At 72.4% G+C, this 20224-nt stretch carries 15 protein-coding genes and 2 tRNA genes; 11 read left to right on the top strand and 6 right to left on the bottom strand.

Annotated elements, in window-relative coordinates; translation table 11 throughout:
• The first annotated feature begins 4 nt into the window (after positions 1-4).
• The 5 genes from QUE40_RS00390 (at position 5) to QUE40_RS00410 (ending at position 8158) form a co-directional block, all read left to right on the top strand.
• Positions 5-163 (top strand): hypothetical protein, encoded by a 159-nt coding sequence (locus QUE40_RS00390; RefSeq protein WP_289231975.1) that lies wholly within the window; start codon positions 5-7, stop codon positions 161-163.
• Positions 160-1197, top strand: coding sequence for an AGE family epimerase/isomerase (locus tag QUE40_RS00395; RefSeq protein ID WP_289231976.1), 1038 nt, complete (start codon positions 160-162; stop codon positions 1195-1197). The genes QUE40_RS00390 and QUE40_RS00395 overlap by 4 nt, the downstream gene beginning before the upstream one ends.
• Positions 1194-4337, top strand: coding sequence for a GH92 family glycosyl hydrolase (locus tag QUE40_RS00400; RefSeq protein ID WP_289231977.1), 3144 nt, complete (start codon positions 1194-1196; stop codon positions 4335-4337). Before QUE40_RS00395 ends, QUE40_RS00400 begins: the two co-directional genes overlap by 4 nt.
• Positions 4327-7356 (top strand): alpha-mannosidase, encoded by a 3030-nt coding sequence (locus QUE40_RS00405; protein WP_289231978.1) that lies wholly within the window; start codon positions 4327-4329, stop codon positions 7354-7356. The genes QUE40_RS00400 and QUE40_RS00405 overlap by 11 nt, the downstream gene beginning before the upstream one ends.
• Before the next feature lie 151 nt (positions 7357-7507).
• Positions 7508-8158, top strand: a complete 651-nt coding sequence (locus QUE40_RS00410) for a thiopurine S-methyltransferase (RefSeq protein ID WP_289231979.1) — start codon at positions 7508-7510, stop codon at positions 8156-8158.
• Between the two features lie 139 nt (positions 8159-8297).
• Here the strand turns inward: QUE40_RS00410 and QUE40_RS00415 are convergent, their stop codons facing one another.
• Positions 8298-10580 (bottom strand): (Fe-S)-binding protein, encoded by a 2283-nt coding sequence (locus QUE40_RS00415; RefSeq protein WP_289231980.1) that lies wholly within the window; start codon positions 10578-10580, stop codon positions 8298-8300.
• A gap of 105 nt (positions 10581-10685) precedes the next feature.
• Between QUE40_RS00415 and QUE40_RS00420 the strand changes: the two genes are divergently transcribed.
• From QUE40_RS00420 to epsC, 3 genes are all read left to right on the top strand, one after another.
• On the top strand, positions 10686-11624 hold the full coding sequence (locus tag QUE40_RS00420) for an aldo/keto reductase (RefSeq protein WP_289231981.1): 939 nt from the start codon (positions 10686-10688) through the stop codon (positions 11622-11624).
• Between the two features lie 232 nt (positions 11625-11856).
• Positions 11857-12801 (top strand): cysteine synthase A, encoded by a 945-nt coding sequence (cysK, locus tag QUE40_RS00425; protein ID WP_289231982.1) that lies wholly within the window; start codon positions 11857-11859, stop codon positions 12799-12801.
• Positions 12801-13442 (top strand): serine O-acetyltransferase EpsC, encoded by a 642-nt coding sequence (gene epsC / locus QUE40_RS00430; protein ID WP_420809474.1) that lies wholly within the window; start codon positions 12801-12803, stop codon positions 13440-13442. The genes cysK and epsC overlap by 1 nt, the downstream gene beginning before the upstream one ends.
• A gap of 183 nt (positions 13443-13625) precedes the next feature.
• Here the strand turns inward: epsC and QUE40_RS00435 are convergent, their stop codons facing one another.
• The 3 genes from QUE40_RS00435 to QUE40_RS00445 all read right to left on the bottom strand — a co-directional run bounded on the left by QUE40_RS00435 (position 13626) and on the right by QUE40_RS00445 (position 15432).
• On the bottom strand, positions 13626-14498 hold the full coding sequence (locus QUE40_RS00435) for an NAD(P)-dependent oxidoreductase (RefSeq protein WP_289231983.1): 873 nt from the start codon (positions 14496-14498) through the stop codon (positions 13626-13628).
• A gap of 109 nt (positions 14499-14607) precedes the next feature.
• On the bottom strand, positions 14608-14883 hold the full coding sequence (locus QUE40_RS00440; RefSeq protein WP_142007730.1) for an HU family DNA-binding protein: 276 nt from the start codon (positions 14881-14883) through the stop codon (positions 14608-14610).
• Between the two features lie 180 nt (positions 14884-15063).
• Positions 15064-15432, bottom strand: coding sequence for a YtxH domain-containing protein (locus QUE40_RS00445; RefSeq protein ID WP_142007731.1), 369 nt, complete (start codon positions 15430-15432; stop codon positions 15064-15066).
• A 144-nt stretch (positions 15433-15576) separates the two neighbouring features.
• Between QUE40_RS00445 and QUE40_RS00450 the strand changes: the two genes are divergently transcribed.
• Positions 15577-15669 (top strand) — tRNA-Ser (locus QUE40_RS00450).
• 304 nt (positions 15670-15973) lie between these two features.
• Positions 15974-16177, top strand: a complete 204-nt coding sequence (locus tag QUE40_RS00455) for a cold-shock protein (RefSeq protein ID WP_142007732.1) — start codon at positions 15974-15976, stop codon at positions 16175-16177.
• Between the two features lie 98 nt (positions 16178-16275).
• Here QUE40_RS00455 and QUE40_RS00460 read toward each other — a convergent pair whose 3' ends face one another.
• Together QUE40_RS00460 and QUE40_RS00465 are read right to left on the bottom strand one after the other, a co-directional pair.
• Complete coding sequence (locus tag QUE40_RS00460) at positions 16276-18186, bottom strand: penicillin-binding transpeptidase domain-containing protein (RefSeq protein WP_289231984.1); 1911 nt, start codon at positions 18184-18186, stop codon at positions 16276-16278.
• 38 nt (positions 18187-18224) lie between these two features.
• Positions 18225-19799: an LCP family protein gene (locus tag QUE40_RS00465; RefSeq protein ID WP_289231985.1), complete on the bottom strand. Its 1575-nt coding sequence runs from the start codon at positions 19797-19799 to the stop codon at positions 18225-18227.
• Positions 19800-20054: 255 nt separating this feature from the next.
• On the opposite strand from QUE40_RS00465, the gene QUE40_RS00470 reads away from it, so the two are divergent.
• Positions 20055-20148: transfer RNA gene (locus QUE40_RS00470), tRNA-Ser, on the top strand.
• Positions 20149-20224 lie beyond the last annotated feature (76 nt).

A 20224-nucleotide genomic window follows, 5' to 3' on the forward strand; every position in this document is an offset into this window, starting at 1 on the left:
CGGGATGACGCTGCCGGACACGCACTGGTTCGACGACGAGGGGCGCCGGCTGCTGGCCCTGGTGGGCCGCGCGGTCCACCCCGACGGCGGCTTCGGCTGCCTCGACGACGCCAGCGAGCTCGACCCTCCCGGCCGGTCGCCACCTGGATCACCTCCCGGATGACCCACGTGGCCGCGCTCGGCGCGCTGCACGGGTCGGGCGAGGCGCAGGACCTGGTCGACGTGGGCGTACGCGCGCTGACCGGGCCGCTGCGCGACACCGAGCACGGGGGCTGGTTCTCCGACACCAGCCGCCCGGACCTGAAGGAGGCCTACGCCCACGCGTTCGTCGTGCTCGCGGCCGCGTCGGCCACCGGCGCCGGCCACCCCGACGGGCAGGCGCTGCTCGACGAGGCGCTGGCCGTGCTCGACCAGCGCTTCTGGGACGAGCAGGCCGGCATGTCGGTCGACGAGTGGGACGCCGCGTGGACCCGGCTCGACGACTATCGCGGCGTCAACGCCAACATGCACACGGTCGAGGCGCTGCTGGCCGCGGCCGACGTGACCGGCGACGCGGGGCTGCGCGAGCGGGCCGCGCGCATCACCGAGCGGGTCGTGCACGGCTTCGCGCGCGAGCACGACTGGCGCCTGCCCGAGCACTTCGACACCGGGTGGCGCCCGATCCTCGACTACAACATCGACGAGCCGGGCCACCCGTTCCGCCCCTACGGCGTGACCATCGGGCACCTGCTGGAGTGGTCGCGGCTGGCGCTCGCGGTGCGCACCGCCCAGGGCGACGCGGCGGCCGACTGGCTGCTGCCCGACGCGGTCGGCCTCTACGACGCCGGCGTGCAGCGCGGCTGGGCGGTCGACGGCGCCGACGGGTTCGTCTACACCACCGACTTCGACGACCGGCCGGTCGTGCGCGAGCGGATGCACTGGGTGCTGGCCGAGGCCACCGCCACCGCCGCGGTGCTGCACCGGGCGACGGGGGAGCAGCGCTACCTCGACGACGGCGCCCGCTGGTGGGACTACGCCCGCACCCACCTCATCGACCCCACCGACGGGTCGTGGGTGCACGAGCTCGGCCCCGACAACCAGCCGTCGGCCACGGTCTGGCCGGGCCGGCCCGACATCTATCACGCCTACCAGGCGTCGGTGCTGCCGCTGCTGCCCGACGCCGCCAGCTTCGTCGGCGCGGCTCGCCCCCGGTGGTGACGGCGGCGACCCGCGGCCCCGGGCCCGCGGCAGCGGTCGCGGCGCGCCCGGGCACCGGCCTGACCCGCCCCGACCCGTGGCTGGTCGAGGTCCCGCCCGGCGAGGGCGTGCAGCGCGTGCTGCTGCCCGGCGTGCTTGCCGGGACCGCGCTCGAGGCCGGCACGCAGCTGTGCTGGACGGTCTTCCCCGAGGGGACCGATGATCTCGGGTCCCGTTGGGACGCAACGGCTCTCGCGGTCGACCTGCTGCTCGACGACGGCACCTGGCTGAGCGCGTCCGGTGCGCTGGACCAGTACGCCGGCGCCGTCGACCCGGCCGCGCAGGCCGCCGCGCGACGCACCTGGGTCGACCAGTGGAACCTGCGCCGGGTCACCCTCGACCCGGTGGCCGGTCGCCGGGTGCGGGAGGCGTACGCCGTCGTGGTGGCCTCGCCGCGGCGCGCGCTGCGCGCGCACGTCGACGAGGTGGCGGTGCGGCCGGTGCCCGTGCTCGAGCCCGGGCTCGGCAGCGTCGACACCCGCCGCGGCTCGCACTCCTCCGACCGGTTCTCCCGCGGCAACAACGCGCCGCTCGTCGGGCTGCCGCACGGCGGGGTCTTCGGGCTGCCGACGACCGACGCGACCAGCCGGTCCTGGCCCTACTCCTGGGCCGGCCACCTGCGCGACGACGCGCGACCGGCACTGCAGGCGTTCGCCACCTCGCACCTGCCGAGCCCGTGGATGGGTGACCGCGGGGTGTTCCAGGTGATGCCGAGCGCCTCGACCGACCCCGACGTGTCGCCGCAGGGGCGGGCCCTGGGGTTCGACCACGCCGACGAGCACGCCGGGCCGCACCGCTACGCCGTGCGGCTCGACGACGGTGTCACGGCCGAGCTGACCGCCGGCGAGCACGCCCTCGGCATGCGGTTCGGCCTCCCCGGCGAGCAGGGGTCGCTGGTGCTCGACCACCACGGCACCGTGACCGACGTGCAGGTGGCGGTGCGCGACGGCGAGGCCGTCGTCGAGCTGCGGCTGGACGACCGCGAGGGCACCCCGCCGCACTTCGTGCACCTGCGCGTCGCTGGCGCGGTCGCCGAGCGGCTGACCGTCGAGGACGGCCGGCTGCAGGGCTTCGTCGTGGTGCGTCCCGACGCCCGCGGCCAGGTGGAGGCCGGGCTCGGCATCTCCACCGTCGACGTCGCCCAGGCCCGCGAGAACCTCTCTGCCGCAGGCGATTTCGACCAGATGTGCGGTGCCGCAGAGGCCGCGTGGCGCGAGCGTCTCGCGACGGTCGAGGTCGCCGGCGAGACCGCCGACCAGCAGGTCTCGCTCGCCTCCGGGCTCTACCGGTCGTTCCTCTATCCCAACCGGATGGGCGAGCGGGCCGGCCGCGACGAGCCGGCCTTCGCCTCGCCCTATCCGCCGTTCGAGGTCACCGCGGGCGAGGTGAGCACGACCAACGGGTTCTGGGACACTTACCGCACCGAGTGGCCGCTCCTCGCGCTGCTCGAGCCCGGCACGGCCGGCGAGCTGGCGCAGGGTTTCGTGCGGCACGCCGACCTGTGCGGCTGGACGCCGCGCTGGAGCGCGCCCGGCGCCGAGGACTGCATGACCGGCACGACCCTCGACGTGGTCCTCGCCGACCTCGCGCTGAGGGGAGTGCCCGGGATCGACCTGCGGGCGGCGTACGACACCGTGCTGAAGAACGCGACCGTGCCCGCCGACGACCAGCGCGTCGGCCGAAAAGGCTTGTCGCGCGGGATCTTTCGCGGCTTCATCGACACCGCCACCCACGAAGGCATGTCGTGGACGCTCGACAACGCGATCAACGACTGGGGTGGCGCACAGCTGGCGGCGCGGCTCGTCGGTGACGGTGCGACCGACGACGCCGACCACGACTGGGCCGCCGAGCACGAGTACCTCGCGCGCCGGTCGCTGGCGTACGCCCTGGTCTTCGACCGGGACAGCGGCTTCTTCCGCGGGCGCGACGCCGACGGGGCCTGGCGACCGGGCTTCGACCCGGCCGAGTGGGGCCACGACTACACCGAGACCAACGCGTGGGGCACCCGGTTCACCGCGCCGCACGACGGGGCGGGGCTGGTGGGGCTCTACGGCGGCGAGGCGCGGTTCGGTGCGGCGCTCGACGCGCTGCTCGCGACCCCCGAGACGGCCGCCGAATCCCTCTCCGGTCACTACGGATTCGTGATCCACGAGATGGCCGAGGCGCGCGACGTGCGCCTCGGCATGCTGGGGCTGTCCAACCAGCCGGCGCACCACATCCCGTTCATGTACATGTTCGCCGGGCGCCACGACGACGCCCACGCGGTCGTGCGCGACTGTCTCGACCGCCTCTTCGTCGGGTCCGACCTGGGCCAGGGATACCCCGGCGACGAGGACAACGGCGAGATGAGCGCGTGGTGGACCTTCGCGACCGTCGGCCTCTACCCGCTGGTCCCGGCCACCGGCACGTTCGTGCTGCTGCCGCCCGCGGTGCCGCAGACCCGCATCCGGCCGCTCGGCGGGGACGCGGTCACCACGATCACGGTGCCCGACTTCGACCCGGCGGCGCGGTTCGTGCGCGCGGTGCGCGTCGACGGCGAGCCGTGGCACGAGATCACCCTCCCGCACGAGGTGCTCGCCCGCGGCTCGCGCATCGAGTTCGACCTGGCCCGCACCCCGCAGGGCTGGGCGCGCGACAGCCGCCCGCCGTCGGCCTCCCAGCTGCACGGCTTCCGCACCCCGCCGGCCGACCTCGCCGAGGCGGCCTCCGGGGTGGCGGGCGCAACCGCGCTCGTCGACGACGCAGCCGACCACGACGTACGCCTTCGCCCGGGTGACGCGGTCACCGTGCGTCTGTCCGAACCGTCGCCGATCTCGTTGCTGTCGTTTACGATCGGCGAGCCGGCGACGATCTCGGTCGTCGTGGAGGTGCTCGCCGGAGACACCGTGGTGCAGCGCACCGAGCTGCGTGACGCCCGCTTCCGCTGGACCCGTCAGACGCGGGTCTTCTCCCTGGACGGCGCGGGCGGCGCCGCCACGGACGTACGCCTGACCGCCCTGGAAGACTGCAGCCTGCGACAGGTCGAGGTGCTCGCTGCCGACCCGTCGCGGGCGGACGACCCCGACCTCGACACCACCCAGGAGCAGCACCGTGCACGATGACATCTCGCTCACCGTCGGCCGCGTCCGGCGAGTCCTGACCGAGCGGGTGTGGCCCGCGGTGCACCCCGAGTCGCAGCCGCTGACCGTCGAGGTGCACCAGCTGCCCGGCGAGCCCGTGCCGCCGGCCGAGGGTCTCGAGCTGGACTACGAGCCCTACTCCGTCGGCACCCCGTGGGGCCCGGCGTGGGGCACCACCTGGTTCCGGCTCACCGGCACCGTCCCGCAGGAGTGGGCGGGCCGGCGCGTCGAGGTCGTGGTCGACCTCGGCTTCGACACCAACATGACCGGCTTCCAGTGCGAGGGGCTGGTCTACCGCCCCGACCTGACGCCGGTGAAGTCGCTCAACCCGCGCAACCAGTGGGTGCTCGTGGCCGACCCGGCCGAGGGCGGCGAGACCGTCGAGCTGTTCGTCGAGGGCGCGAGCAACCCGGTGCTGCTGGACTACCACCCCTTCCTGCCGACGCAGGAGGGCGACGTCCAGACCTCCTCGCCGAAGCCGCTCTACACCACCCGCCGGATGGACCTGGCCGTCTTCGACGCCGAGGTGCACGACCTCGCCCTCGACCTCGAGGTGCTCTTCGAGCTGCAGGCGGAGCTGCCCGAGGGCCCGCGCCGCATGCGCGTCCTCCAGGCGCTCGACGACGCGCTGGATCGCCTTGACCTGCAACGCATCTCGCAGACCGCGCCCGACGCGCGCGCCGCGCTGCGCGGGGTGCTCGACCAGCGCTCCGACGCCAGCGCCCACCAGATCTCGGCCATCGGCCACGCGCACATCGACTCGGCCTGGCTGTGGCCGGTGCGCGAGACGATCCGCAAGGTCGCCCGCACCACCTCCTCGATGACCGCGCTCATCGACGAGACCGACGACTTCCGCTACGGCATGTCCAGCGCCCAGCAGTACGCCTGGATCAAGGAGCACCGCCCCGAGGTCTGGCAGCGGGTCAAGGACGCCGTGGCCGCCGGCCGGTTCGTGCCGCTCGGCGGCATGTGGGTCGAGAGCGACACCGTGATGCCGTCGGGCGAGTCGCTGGTGCGCCAGTTCCTCTACGGCCAGCGGTTCTTCGAGACCGAGCTCGGCGTGCGCACCCACGGCGTGTGGCTGCCCGACAGCTTCGGCTACTCGCCGGCGCTGCCGCAGCTGGTGCGCCGCGCCGGCTTCGACTGGTTCTTCACCCAGAAGATCTCCTGGAACCAGGTCAACAAGTTCCCGCACCACACGTTCTGGTGGGAGGGCATCGACGGCTCCCGGGTGTTCAGCCACTTCCCGCCGATGGACACCTACAACTCCCAGCTGTCCGGCTCCGAGGTCGCCAAGGCCTCGACCCAGTTCCGCGAGAACCGGGTCGCCACCGGCTCGATCGCCCCCGTCGGCTGGGGCGACGGCGGCGGCGGCACCACCCGCGAGATGGTCGGCAAGGCGCAGCGGCTGGCCGACCTCGAGGGCAGCGCGCAGGTGCGCTGGGAGCACCCCGACGACTTCTTCGCCCGCGCCCGCGAGGAGCTGGCCGACGCGCCGGTCTGGGTGGGCGAGCTCTATCTCGAGCTGCACCGCGCCACCCTCACCTCGCAGCACAAGACCAAGCAGGGCAACCGGCGCACCGAGCACCTGCTCGTCGAGGCCGAGCTGTGGGCGGCGACCGCCGCGGCGCGCGCCGGGCTGGACTACCCCCACGACGAGCTCGACGCCCTGTGGCACCAGGTGCTGCTGCAGCAGTTCCACGACATCCTCCCCGGCACCTCGATCGCGTGGGTGCACCGCGAGGCCGTGGCGCAGTACGCCCGGGTCACCGCCGCCGCCGAGGCGATCGTCGCCCGCTCGCTCGAGGCGCTCACCGGGGCAGGCGAGACCGCGCTGCTCGCCAACGCGAGCTCGTACGCCATCGACGGCACCCCCGCCGGCGGCGTCGGCCTGCTCGACGCGCCGGCCGCGGACGGCACCGCGCTGGAGGAGCGCGACGGCGGGTTCGTGCTCGACAACGGCGTCGTGCGCGTCGTCGTCACGAGCGAGGGTCTGATCACCTCGGCCGTCGACGTCGCCACCGGCCGCGAGGCGATCGCGCCCGGCGGCGAGGCCAACCTGCTGCAGCTGCACCAGGACTTCCCGAACCTGTGGGACGCGTGGGACGTCGACCGCTTCTACCGCAACCGGGTGACCGACCTGCGCGACGTCGAGAGCATCGCCGGCGAGGTCGTCGACGGCGTCGCCACCGTGACCATCGAGCGGGCCATCACGCCGGAATCGACTGTGCGACAAGTGCTTTCGCTGGCGCCCGGCAGCCGCACGCTGACCGTCGACCAGACCACCGACTGGCACGAGACCGAGAAGTTCCTCAAGGTCGCCTTCCCGCTCGACGTGCGCGCCGAGCACACCGCGGCCGAGACCCAGTTCGGCCACCACAAGCGCGTCACGCACACCAACACCTCGTGGGAGGCCGCGAAGTTCGAGGTGTCGATGCACCGCTTCGTGCTGGTCGAGGAGCGCGGCTTCGGGGTGGCGCTGGTCAACGACTCGACCTACGGCTACGACGTGACGCGCGACGTCACCGACGACGGTCCGACCACCACGCTGCGGCTGTCGCTGCTGCGCGCGCCGCGCTTCCCCGACCCCGAGACCGACCAGGGCGAGCAGACCCACCGCTACGGCCTGGTCGTCGGCGCCGACGCCGCGATCGCCGCGCGCGAGGGCGAGGTGCTCAACACCCCGGCTCGCGAGATCACCGGCGGCGAGCCGGTCGCGCCGATCGTCGAGGTCGACGGCGAGGGGGTGGTCCGCACCGCGGTGAAGCAGGCCGCCGACCGCTCCGGCGACCTGGTCGTCCGGGTGCACGAGGCCCTCGGGGGCCGCACGCGCGGGCGGGTCCGGTTCGCCGTGCCGGCCACGGACGTACGCCGGGCGAACCTGCTCGAAGAACCGCTCCCCGACGCCGGCCTCGAGCCCGACGCCGACGGCTGGGTCTCCTTCGACCTGGGCGCCTTCGAGGTCGCCACCCTGCGCGCCACCCCGCCCCCCACGACCTGACCCAGCCACCCCCTGACCCCCCGTCGGGCATGAAACCGGGTTACGTGCATCTGACCCCAATGCATTGAGGTCAAACGCACCTAACCCGGTTTCATGCGCCGGTCAGGGCCTGCTGGCCGGCCCCCGCGACCTCACCCGCGAGGATGGCGTCATGGACGCGCAGATGTGGGAGCAGCGGTGGGCCGAGGGACGGATCGGCTTCCACCAGCAGACGGTCACGCCCCAGCTCGAGCAGCACTGGCCCGGGCTCGGCGTGCCGGCCGGCGCGCGGGTCTTCGTGCCGCTGGCCGGCAAGAGCCTCGACATGGTCTGGCTGGTCGAGCACGGCCACCCGGTGCTCGGCGTCGAGCTGTCCCAGCTGGCGATCGACCAGTTCTTCGCCGAGCGTGGGCTGCAGCCCGACGTGCACGAGTCGGCGTACGGCGTGCACCACGTCGCCGGGCACTACGAGCTGATCCGCGGCGACGTCTTCGACCTCGACCTGGCCGGCCTCGGCGGTTGCACCGCGGTCTTCGACCGGGCGTCGCTCATCGCGCTGCCCGCCGAAGACCGGCCCCGCTACGCGCGGCTGTTCGATCACCTCGCGCCCGGCACCCGCGGCCTGGTCGTCACCCTCGACTACGACCAGTCCCGCATGGACGGCCCGCCGTTCTCGGTGCCCGAGCCCGAGGTCGACCGGCTGTACGCCCCCGCCTGGCAGGTGGACCGTCTCGAGCGGTCCGTGAGCGAGCCCGAGCCGCGCCTCGCCCGGGCCGGCCTGACCGAGCTGGCGACGACGACGTACGCCCTCACCCACCACTGACCGGCTACGCGCCCCCTCGGGCATGAAACCGGGTTACGTGCATCTGACCCCAATGCATTGAGGTCAAACGCACGTAACCCGGTTTCATGCGTTGGTCTCGATACGGCCCACTCGTTCCTCGCGGGCCTACTCGACCAGCTCAGCCGCGCTTGACCGCCGCCAGCAGCATGTTGGCGACGTCGACCACCTCGACGTCCTCGCGCGCCTGCCCGTCGGACTGCTGGGCGGTGAGGCCGTCGGTGAGCATCACGCGGCAGAACGGGCAGCCGATGGCGATCCGGTCGGCGCCCGTCGCGACCGCCTCGGCGGTGCGGTCGAGGTTGATGCGGTTGCCGAGCTTCTCCTCCATCCACATGCGCGCGCCGCCGGCGCCGCAGCAGAACGAGGTCTCGCCCGACCGCTCCATCTCGCGGTACTCCACCCCCGGCAGCGCGCCGATCAGCTCGCGCGGCGGGGCGTACACCCCGTTGTGCCGGCCGAGGTAGCACGGGTCGTGGTAGGTCACGCTCGGCGCGGTCGAGGCGGCGCCGGAGGTGTCGGCCTCGTCGGGGCGCGCGACCGGCGTCAGCTTCTTCTCGCGCACGAGGCGGTTGAGCAGCTGCGTGTGGTGCACGACCTCGTAGGACCCGCCGAGCTGGGGGTACTCGTTCTTGATCGTGTTGAAGCAGTGCGCGCAGGTGACGACGATCTTGGTCGCGCCGACCTCGCCCAGCGTCTCGACGTTCTGCTGCGCGAGCATCTGGAAGAGCATCTCGTTGCCCGCGCGCCGCGCCGGGTCGCCGGTGCAGGTCTCGCCGTCGCCGAGCACCGCGAACTCCACGCCCGCAGTGTGCAGCAGCTCGGCCACCGCGCGCGTGGTCTTCTTCGCGCGGTCCTCGTACGCCCCCGCGCACCCGACCCAGAACAGCCACTCGACGTCCGTGGCCGACTCGACGGCGTTGCTGCCCGAGCCCCCGATGACCTTGACGTCGAACGGCAGGTCCTTGGCCCAGTCCATCCGCGCCCGCGCGGACATGCCCCACGGGTTCTGCTTGTTCTCCAGGTTCTTGAACAGCCCGCCGAGCTCGGTCGGGAACGCCGACTCCAGCAGCACCTGGTGGCGGCGCATGTCGACGATGTGGTCGACGTGCTCGATGTCGACCGGGCACTGCTCGACGCACGCCCCGCACGTGGTGCACGACCACAGGACGTCCTCGTCGACCACGGCGCCGGCACCGCTCACGCCGAGCGGGTCGTACGCCGTCAGCGGCGAGCCGATGTCGTAGCCGGTCTGCCCGACGAGACTGAGCTCGGCGACCTGCGCCGTCTGCGAGCCCTGGGCCTCCTCGACCGCCACGGCCGAACCCGCCTGTGCCGCCTGCAGATACGGCGCCTTGGCGCTGGCGTGGTCGCGCAGCGTCATCATCAGCAGCTTGGGCGACAGCGGCTTCTCGGTGTTCCACGCGGGGCACTGGCTCTGGCAGCGACCGCACTCGGTGCAGGTGGAGAAGTCGAGCAGGCCCTTCCAGGTGAACTGCTCGACGGCGCCGACGCCCAGCTTCGGCTCGGCCTCGCTCTCGTCGTCCATCAGCTCGTCGAGGTTGTCGAAGTCGACCGGCTTGCCGTCGATCTGCATCGGCGCCAGCGCACCGAGCGACGTGCGCCCGTCGGCGTGCCGCTTGAAGAAGATGTTGAAGAACGCCAGGAAGCGGTGCCAGGCGACGCCCATCGTGGTGTTCAGCGAGATGGTGATCATCCAGGCGAACGAGATGACGATCTTGATCGTCGCGATGACGACGATGAGCTGCTCCAGCGACGTCTGCGACAGCCCGCTGAACGCCTCGCCGACGGGGAAGGTCAGCGGGTAGTGCAGGATCGCGTTGACGTCCTCGGACTTGCTCTGCAGGGCGAACTCCAGGCCGCGCAGGGTCAGGATGCACAGCATCACGCCGAGGATGGTCAGCTCGACGTAGTAGGCCTGCCAGAACGTCGACCCGAAGAAGCGCGAGCGGCGCTCGGTCGGGACCCGGCCCGGGTGGTTCTTGCGGCGCACGGCCATCAGCACGACGATCCCGACGATGCCGGTGATCGTGAGGATGTCGGTGATCCACTCGTACACCGGGAAGTGGCCGATCAGCGGGATCGCGAAGTGCGGGTCGAAGATCTGCCCGAACGCCGTCAGCAGCGTGAAGAACAGGAAGCCGAACGCGATCATCGTCACCCAGTGCGCGGCCGACACGATGCGGATGCGCGACATGCGGGTGTGGCCGAGGAACTCGCGCAGCAGGGTGCGGGTGCGCTCGCCCTTGTGGTCGCCGCGGTTCTCGGGCTGGCCGAGGCGGAAGGTGGCCAGGATGCGGCGCACGGCGCGGACCATCAGCGCGATGCCGACGGCGGTGATGCCCAGCGCGATGACGGCGCAGACGATCTGGAGCGGGGTCATGCGCGCAGTCTAACGATGGGTTACCCGCTGGTAACGTTCCCGGCTCGTCTGCCGGTCGCGGATCGAGATTGACGGGCGGGCCGCACGCACCTGAGGGTGGGGCGCGTGAACGAACCCCGCCTCGTGCTCGGCGCGATGTATTTCGGAACCCGCCTCGACGACCGCGCCAGCTTCGCGCTGCTCGACCGGTTCGTCGCGGCCGGGGGCCGCTGGATCGACACGGCCAACTGCTACTCCTTCTGGGAGGACCCCTCCGGCCTCGGCGGCCAGAGCGAGGAGGTCATCGGCCGCTGGCTGCGGGCCAACCCGGGCGCGGACGTACGCCTCAGCACCAAGGTCGGCGTGCAGCCGACGGTCCCGCACGGTCACCCCGAGCACGACGAGGGCCTGTCCCGCCAGGCGGTGCGGGCGGGGCTTGCGCTCAGCCTCGAGCGGCTCGGAGTCGAGCGCATCGACCGTTACTGGGCGCACCCGGAGGACCTCCGCGAGCCGATCGACCAGGTCGGCGTGACCTTCGGTGAGCTGGTGCGCGACGGGCTGGTCGACGAGGTCGCGATCTGCAACAACCCGACCTGGGCCGTGGAGCGCGCCCGGGCCGCCGCGCAGGCCGCGGGCCTGGCGCCGTTCGCGGGGCTGCAGCTGCGCCACTCCTACCTGCAGCCCAAGCCCGGCGTGGTCGTCGAGGGGCAGGACTGGCGCTTCGGCATGGTGACGCCGGAGACGGTCGACTACGTCGCGCGGAACGACCTCGACCTGTGGGTCTACACCGCGCTGCTGCTCGGGGCGTACGACCGCGACGACCGGCCGTTCACGCCGGCCTACCAGCACGAGGGCAACGCGGCCCGGCTGCAGGTGCTGGGCGAGGTGGCGGACGAGGTCGGCGCCAGCAAGGGGCAGGTGGTGCTCGCCTGGCTCGCCGGCGGCGAGGTGCCGATGCTGCCGATCCTCGGCGGCAGCAAGCCCGAGCAGCTCGACAGCGCGCTCGCGGGCGTGCGGCTGGAGCTGACCGCCGACCAGCGGGCGCGGCTCGACGCCGCCGGCTGAGCAGGCGCCGCCCGGCGAGGGCGTACCGACGGTGCTGAAGCGCGGTTTGAGCGCTCTGACTCCGCTGCAGCACGGTCAAAGCGCTGAAACGCGGTTTCGGCGCCCGGGGTGCCCGGGTGCCGGACTCACCCGGCGGCCGCCACCACGGAGGGAATAACCTGGCGTTGGAGTTCGTATAAGCCTTTGCCGGTCTTGGCGTACGCCGGCCGCACCGACCCCAAGGAGCATGCCCGTGCCCATCCTCGACGACGTCACCCAGTCCATCGGCCAGACGCCGCTGGTGCGGATCAACCGGATCATCAGCGCCGAGACCGGCGCCGCCGACGGCGTGACCGTCGCCGGCAAGCTGGAGTTCGCCAACCCCGCCGCCTCGGTCAAGGACCGCATCGGCGCCGCGATCGTCGAGGCCGCCGAGAAGTCCGGCGAGCTGAAGCCGGGCGGCACGATCGTCGAGGCCACCTCGGGCAACACCGGCATCGCGCTCGCGATGGTCGGGGCGGCCAAGGGATACCGCGTCGTGCTGGCCATGCCCGAGACGATGAGCAAGGAGCGCCGCGCCCTGCTGCGCGCGTTCGGCGCCGAGCTGGTGCTGACCCCCGGCTCGGAGGGCATGAAGGGCGCGGTCGCCAAGGCCCAGGAGCTCGCCAAGGAGGAGGGCGCGGTGCTGGCCCGGCAGTTCGCCAACGAGGCCAACCCCGAGGTGCACCGCCGCACGACCGCCGAGGAGATCTGGAACGACACCGACGGCGCCGTCGACATCGTCGTGAGCGGCATCGGCACCGGCGGCACCATCACCGGCGTCGGCCAGGTGCTCAAGGAGCGCAAGCCCGAGGTGCAGATGATCGCCGTCGAGCCGGCCGAGTCGCCGATCCTCAACGGCGGCGAGCCCGGCCCGCACAAGATCCAGGGCATCGGTGCCAACTTCGTGCCCGACATCCTCGACCGCGAGATCTACGACGAGGTCATCGACATCGACTTCCCGACCTCGGTGGAGTGGGCCCGCAAGGCCGCCACCCAGGAGGGCCTGCTGGTCGGCATCTCCTCCGGCACCGCGCTCGCGGCCGCCGCGCAGGTCGCCGCCCGCCCGGAGAACGCCGGCAAGACGATCGTCGTGATCATCCCCAGCTTCGGCGAGCGCTACCTGTCCACGCTGCTGTTCGAGGGTCTTGTTGACTGATGGCCATGGGCACCCACCTCCTGACGGGGAAGACCGACGACCGGCGTCCGCTGGCGCGGCTGCGCCGAGCCGTGGACGACGTACGCTCGGGGCTGCGCGACGACGTCGACGCGGCTCTGCTGCGTGACCCGGCCGCCGGATCCTCGCTGGAGGTGGTGCTCACCTCGCCCGGGCTGCACGCCGTCTGGGCGCACCGGGTCGCCCACCGGATGTGGCAGCGGGGTGACCGCTGGCGCATCCCTGCGCGGCTCGTGGCGCACGCGTCGCGCGCTGCCACCGGCGTCGAGATCCACCCCGGCGCCACCATCGGGCAGCGCTTCTTCATCGACCACGGCATGGGGGTCGTCATCGGCGAGACCGCGGAGGTCGGCGACGACGTGATGCTCTATCACGGCGTCACGCTCGGCGGCCGCTCGATGGAGCGGGTCAAGCGCCACCCCACGATCGCCGACGGCGTGACGATCGGCGCCGGCGCGCGCATCCTCGGCCCGGTCACGATCGGCGAACGCACCCAGGTGGGCGCCAACGCCGTGGTGGTCAAGGACGTCCCGCGCGACTCGGTCGCCGTCGGCATCCCCGCCACGGTGCGCACCTCCGCCCCCGCAGAGGACCCCTACGCCGACCCCGCGCTGTACATCTAGTCCTTTTGGCCTCAGTTCCTCCTCCGCCAGCCCGGCCCTGCCTACTGATTACCTCGGTTCCTCCTCCGCCAGCCCGTCGCAAGCTCCGGTCTGGCGGCATCGTCACCGAGGGGAGCTCCGGTCTGGCGGCATCGTCACCGAGGGAAGCTCCGGTCTGGCGGCATCGTCGCCGAGGCAGTCTGATCAGGGACGCTCGGGGGAGTGCCGCAGGGTCTGCAGCAGCACCGCCATGTCCTGCTCGCCCAGGCCGAGCGCCACGGTGCGGTCGAACTGGGCGGCCACGGCGTCGCGCACCGGCAGCCGCAGGTCGCCCGCGGCCTCCGCGGCGTAGCGCAGGTCCTTCACGAACAGCCGCGCCGCGGCGGTCGGGGTGAAGTCGTCGCTGCTCAGCGCCGGGCCGCGCTGACGCAGCAGCTCCGAGGCCGCGAGCCCGCCGCCCAGCACCTCCAGCAGCTGGGCGCGGTCGAGGCCGTGGCGCTCGGCGAGCAGGGTCGCCTCGGCCAGCGCCTCCATCGTGGCCGCCACCACCAGCTGGTTGGCCGCCTTGGCGACCGAGCCCGCGCCGACCGGGCCGAGGTGGCGCACCGTGCGGCCCAGCGCCTCCAGCATCGGCCGCAGCCGCTCCAGCTGTTCCGGCGTGCAGCCGCACATGATCGACAGCCGCGCCTCCTGGGCGCCCTGCGCCCCGCCGCTCACCGGCGCGTCGACCACCTCGACCTGCGGGCCGAGCCGCTCGGCCAGCGCGACCACGTCGACCGGGGAGCAGGTGCTCATCACGACCAGCGCGGTCGTCGCGTGGCCCGGGGCCAGCAGCGAGCCGTCCTCGAGCAGCGCCTCCAGGTGGGCCAGCTCGGGCAGCAGGCAGACGAGCGTGTCGCACCCGCGCAGGTCGGCGAGGTCGGTGGTCGTGCGCAGCGACGCCGGCCCGGAGAGCGAGCGGGGCGTGCGCGACCAGCCGGCGACGGCGTACCCCGCCCTCGCGAGGTTGACCGCCATGGGCGCACCCATGTGGCCGAGGCCGATGACGCCGACGTGCTGCGGGGCGGCGGGCTGCATGGCTCAGCAGCCTAGGGCGGCACGGCCGTACGCCTGCCAGGACGCCGAGAGCCCGCTCCGCCGGTGGCGGTGCGGGCTCTCGGCCGAAGGGGAGAAGATCGCTGGGGCGTCAGCCCTTGGCGGCAGCCTTGAGCTTGCTGCCCGCGGTGACCTTGGCGGCCTTCGTCGCGGCGATCTGGATCTCCTCGCCGGTCTGCGGGTTGCGGCCGGTGCGCGCCGCGCGGTCGACGACCTCGATGGTCAGCAGGCCCGGCAGCTGGATCTTGTCGCCGCGGCCGACGGCCTCGAGGATCACATCGTTCAGTCCACCGATGACAGCGTTGGCGTCCTTGACGCTCACGCCGGTCTTCTGCGCGATGGTGCTGGCGAGGTCAGTGCGGTTCATGAATGAGTCCTGTCCTTGGTTGAACGGCAAGCCGTGACCGGCTTCCCGATGGAAACTACGCCAGATCGCCCGGAATTTCGCGACCTGGGGGCGTCGGGCGTGCCTCGTGTCGCGGGTGCCCGATACGCGTGTGACGCGTGTCGACCAGTGCTGCTGGACGTGCGTCGGGCGAGCGCAGGATCAGGGCAGGTTGCCCGGGCCGGGGCCGAAGCCACCGGGCTCGGCGTGCAGCTTGCCCTTCTCGTCGCGGTGGATCGTCTCCGGCAGGTCCTCGTCGGCGGTGTTGGGCGCCTCCGGCCCGGACGAGACGCCCGGGGTGGCCCGGGCCGCCTGACCTGCGGCCTTCTGCGCGGCGGTGCCGGCGGCGGCCGCGACCTGCGGCGCCTTGGCCTTCACCTGCTCGCTCGCCTTCTCCACCGTGTCCTGCACCTGCGGGTGGCCCCACGCCTGGTTCGCGCGGTCCTTGATCTGCTCGTAACGCTGCCTGCCGGCCTTGGCGCCGAGGACGTATCCGGCTCCGAGGCCGACGAGGAAGGACAGCTTGCCCATGATGTGCAGCTCCTTTCGGGGTTGGCTCGCCTGTTCCAGGCGGTTCTCGCGACCCTAACGCGACGAGAGCGGCGTTCCCACGCCCGCGCGGGCGTACGGCCGGCTCGCGTCTAGACTCGGGGACGGGCCCGCTGGTGCGGGCAGGGAGGGCTCGCATAGTGGCCTAGTGCGGCGGTCTTGAAAACCGCTAAGTCGGTTACCCCGGCTTCGTGGGTTCGAATCCCACGCCCTCCGCCACCGCAGTACGCCGCCCCCGGGCGGGGCCGAGGCGCCGCGGACCGCTCCACCCCAACGGCGGAGGCCCGTCAGCGCGGGGCTGCGCGCAACATCTCGACGCGCTCCATCCGTCTGGTGTTCACCTGTCGCGTGCTAACGTCGCACCCGGTTGCAGTTGCAGTTCCTCGTGATCGATGGACCGCCCGCGCGAGCGGGCGTTCCTGTGTCGGGACCGTCTCGGTCCGGGCAGGGGTGTCATCGGCAGCCGGCCCCGGCACCATCGGGGTCTCACGCCAGAGAAACAACAGATTGAGAGTTACACCCCATGGCACAGGGAACCGTCAAGTGGTTCAACGCTGAGAAGGGCTTCGGCTTCATCGCCCAGGACGGCGGCGGCCCGGACGTCTTCGTCCACTACTCCGCCATCCAGTCTCAGGGTTACCGCAGCCTCGACGAGCAGCAGCGCGTCGAGTTCGAGATCACCCAGGGCGACAAGGGCCCGCAGGCGACCAACGTCGTCCCGGTCTGAGTCCTGCCCTAGAGCAGACTTCGCCGGTCTCCTGACCGGCTCCGAAGGCCCCGCACCGATCGGTGCGGGGCCTTCGTCGTGCCCGATGGCGTACGTCCTCAGCCGGCCTGCGAGAGCAAGGCCAGGAAGTCCTTGGCCACCGGGGCGGCCCGGTCGCCGCCGCCGCTGCCCAGCGGCACCGTCTCGATCAGCACGGCGAACGCGACGTTGCCCTGCCAGCCGACCAGCCACGCGCGCGACTCGGGCCCGTCGGCGCCGTCGAACTCGGCCGTGCCGGTCTTGGCGAACACGTCGCCGCCCGGGGTGCCCTGCATCTGCCGGCCGGTGCCCTCGGTGACGACCTGGCGCATCATCTGCCGGATCTGCCCGACCGCGTTGCCGTCGAGCGGCTTCGGGGTGCGGTCGGTGCCGGACTGCACGACCAGCTGCGGCGGGACGTAGCTGCCGCGCGCGACCGACCCGGCCATCACCGCGAGCGACAGCGGCGAGGCGAGCGTGCGGGCCTGGCCGAAGCTCTCGGCGGCGTGGTCGACCTTCCCGTCGGTCGGCGGCACCGACCCGGTGTAGGCCGGCACGCCCAGCTGCTTGGTCCAGTCGACGCCGATGCCGAGCTGCTTGGCCGACGTGCTCATCGCGTCCGGCGCGAGGTCGCTGGAGGCCTGCACGAAAGCCGTGTTGCACGACTGGGCGAAGCTGTCGCGGAAGTCGGCGTCGGCCGGCAGCGTCTCCTGCTCGAAGTTCCCGATGCGGCGGCCGTCGACCATGATGCTCGGTGGGCACGGCACCTTGGTGTCGGCCGAGAAGCCGTTGGTGAGCAGGGCGTACGTCGTAGACACCTTGAGCGTCGACCCGGGCTGGTACTGCCCGGCCAGGGCACGGTTGATGCCGTTGCTCGGCCCGTTGGCGACGGCCAGCACGTCGCCGCTCTTGACGTCGAGGGCCACGATCGCGGCGGGGGAGGAGTCGCCGGCGTTGCTGATCGCCTTCTCGGCGGCGCGCTGCACCTTCGGGTCGAGGGTGGTCTGCAGCGACGTGCCGGGCTGCGGCTTGGCGCCGTGCAGCACCTGGTCGGGCTGCCCGGCGACGGTGACGGTGAGCCCGCCGCTCGGCGCGAGGGTCGAGTCGAACGCCGCCTGCAGGCCCGAGCGCCCGACGTACATGCCGGGGCGGTAGCGGTTCGGCTGCTTCTTGATCATCTCGTCGGTGGCCGGGCCGACGGTGCCGAGCAGCGGCTGCCCGAAGGTGCGGGTCTCGGCGAGCGGCTGCTGCCGGTCGTCCACGACGATCCCGTCGAGACCGGTGAGCGAGTCCTCCTTGGGCTGGTAGTCGCTCGCGCGGTAGGTGATCACCGGGATGAGCGCCTCGGACTTGCGGGCCTTGGCGGCGGTCAGCTTCGCCAGCAGCTGGCCGCGCTGGCCGACGACGCCCTCGAGCGTGCCGACGCTGCTCGGCGTGGCCTTCTGCGGGTCGATCTTGACGTCGTAGACGGTCTGGTTGGCCATCAGCTTCGCTCCGCCGCGGCCGAGGATCTCGCCGCGCTGCGCGTCGGACTCGCGCACCGCGAACGCGCCGTTCGGCGCCAGCTTGGGGTGCCACAGCGAGGTGTCGCCGACCTGGACGCCCCACTGCTGGCCCGACTTGGCGAGGGTCACCGGGTCGACCCACTGGAACGGCTTGCCGTTGCGCAGGGTCCAGCTGACCTGCAGGTCGGCCGTGGCGGTGCTGCCGTCGCGCCGCAGGTCGCCGACGGTGATCTTGATCGGGCCCGAGCCGAGCGCGGCGGTGGCGGTGCGGAAGTTGGCGGCGGCGCCCTGCCCGTCGGTGCCGATGTAGCGGGCGTCCTGCGGGGCGCGCTGCATCCACGCGCGGGCGAACTGCTCGGCGGCCGCCCGCGCGTCGTCGTCGGCGGCGGAGCCCTCGCGGTAGTCGCTGAGCAGCATGTAGCCGCCGAGCCCGCCGGCCAGCACCACGCCGGCGACGGCCGCGGTCAGCACCGTGTGACGCGCCACGAGCGTCCCCCTTCGTCGGTATGACCGTGCGCAGTCTCTCAGCAGGAGTCGCGCGTGTTGGTGATCGCCTGCGTGGTGGTGCTGCTGCTCGTCGGCGGCACCGTCGTGGTCGTGCTGGGCGTCGGCGTGGGCGAGCCGGTCGACTTCGGCGCCGTCTTCTCCGGCGGGGCGGTGGTCGCCTGCTTCACGAGCGCGCGGATCTTGGCGTAGTCGGGGTCGTAGCCCTTGATGATCGGCGGCGACAGGTTGACGCTGCGCATCGTGCCCTTCTGCATCGTCTCCACGAGGGTCGCGAAGGCGGGCAGGTGCTCCTGCGGGATGTCGAAGCTGATGTTGTTCTCCGCGACGGCCATGATGTCGGGGAACTTCTGCAGCAGCGAGAACGGGTTGGACTGGCTCACCAGGGCGTTGACCATGCACCGCTGGCGACGCATCCGGTCGTCGTCGCTGGTGGTGGCGCGCGAGCGGGAGTACCACAGCGCCTGGTGCCCGTTGAGCCGCTGGTAGCCCGGCTCGATCCAGTCGGTGATGCTGCCGGGCACGACATAGCCGTTGCGGATGACGCCGCCGATCGGGATGCGGGTCGGCACGTTCATCGTGACCCCGCCCATGGCGTCGACGAGCTTGGTGAAGCCGGACAGGTCGACCACGGTGGTGTAGTCGATCGGGAGCCCGACGATCTCCTGCACGACCTCGCGGGTGGTGTTCAGCCCCGGGTTGGCCTCGTCGGCGGGGAACTTGTCGCGGTTCTTGGTGGCGGCCTCTTCCCAGACCGCGTCCATCAGGCACTCGTTGCCGCAGTCGAAGCCGTTCGGATAGACCTTCTTCAGCGGGTTGTCGGCGGGGAAGGGCACCTTCTGCAGGTTGCGCGGCACGCTGATCAGCACGGTGTCGCCGGTCTTGGTGTCGATGCTCGCGACCATCAGCGAGTCGGTGCGCACGCCGGTGCGCTGGTCGGCCGCGTCGGAGCCGATGAGCAGCACGTTGACGCGCGGCACGTCGCGCCACGGGTCGGAGCCGCCGTCGGGGGTGCGCGCCGAGCCGCCGCGGCCGGCGTAGCGCTCCTCGGTCATCCGGGTGAAGGCGTCCTTGGTGATCAGGACGTACTGCGCGCCGCGGGCCGACGGCGCGGCGATCAGCAGGCACAGGGCGGCGGCGAAGATGCGGTGCAGCCAGACCGAGCGCGTCGACCACGAGTCGCGCACCGTCTCCTGCGCGGTCAGCATGATGCCGAGCACCCAGACCACGCCGCCGATGACGAACAGGGCGAGCAGGAGCAGCAGCCCGCGCGCGGTGAGGAACCCCGCCGCGCTGCTGATCACGCCGCCGCTGAGCAGCGAGAAACCGACGAGCCCGAAGGTGATCAGCGCGGCCAGCGCCATCAGGATGCCGAGGCCGCGGCGGCGGGTGAAGATCAGGCCGAGACCGGGCAGCAGGGTGCTCAGCGCGGTGAGCCCGAACGCCCGGCGCACCTCACCGTTGTGCTGGGCGCGCTGCCCCGCCTGCTGGTCGCGCCAGCCGCTGCGGGAGAGAGGATCCGACCCGCCCGGCTCGTCCCGGGGTCGTACGGCCGCTGCGGGGGCGTCGCCGGCGGCGGCTGGCTCATGGATCATCCTTCGCGGGGCTCGGGAGGCACCGGGTCACGGTGCGGCTCGGGTGGCGCACGGTCGACCGTCGATGCTGTCGGGGCGCGACCGCCGATCATCGTCCCGCACCGTCTCCAGCAGTGTCAGGCGAACCGAGCAGATGTGACCCCGAGCATCTCAGATCGGTTACCGAGCATGACGCCACATCAACCTGTGTGGTTGCTGGGCGGTCCGGTTTGGTCGGGAACCCGCGCCGCAGGTAGCCTGGCGGACGCTCGACGGGGAGGCGTCGCCTAGTCAGGTCTATGGCGCCCGCCTGCTAAGCGGGTTTGGGGCTACAACCCCATCGAGGGTTCAAATCCCTCCGCCTCCGCCACAGCGCACGAAGGGCCCTCACCGACCAGGTGAGGGCCCTTCGCTGTGCCGGCCGAGGGCGTACGGCGGGGTTGGGC

This window comes from Barrientosiimonas endolithica (assembly GCF_030296655.1).
Lineage (GTDB): Bacteria > Actinomycetota > Actinomycetes > Actinomycetales > Dermatophilaceae > Barrientosiimonas > Barrientosiimonas humi.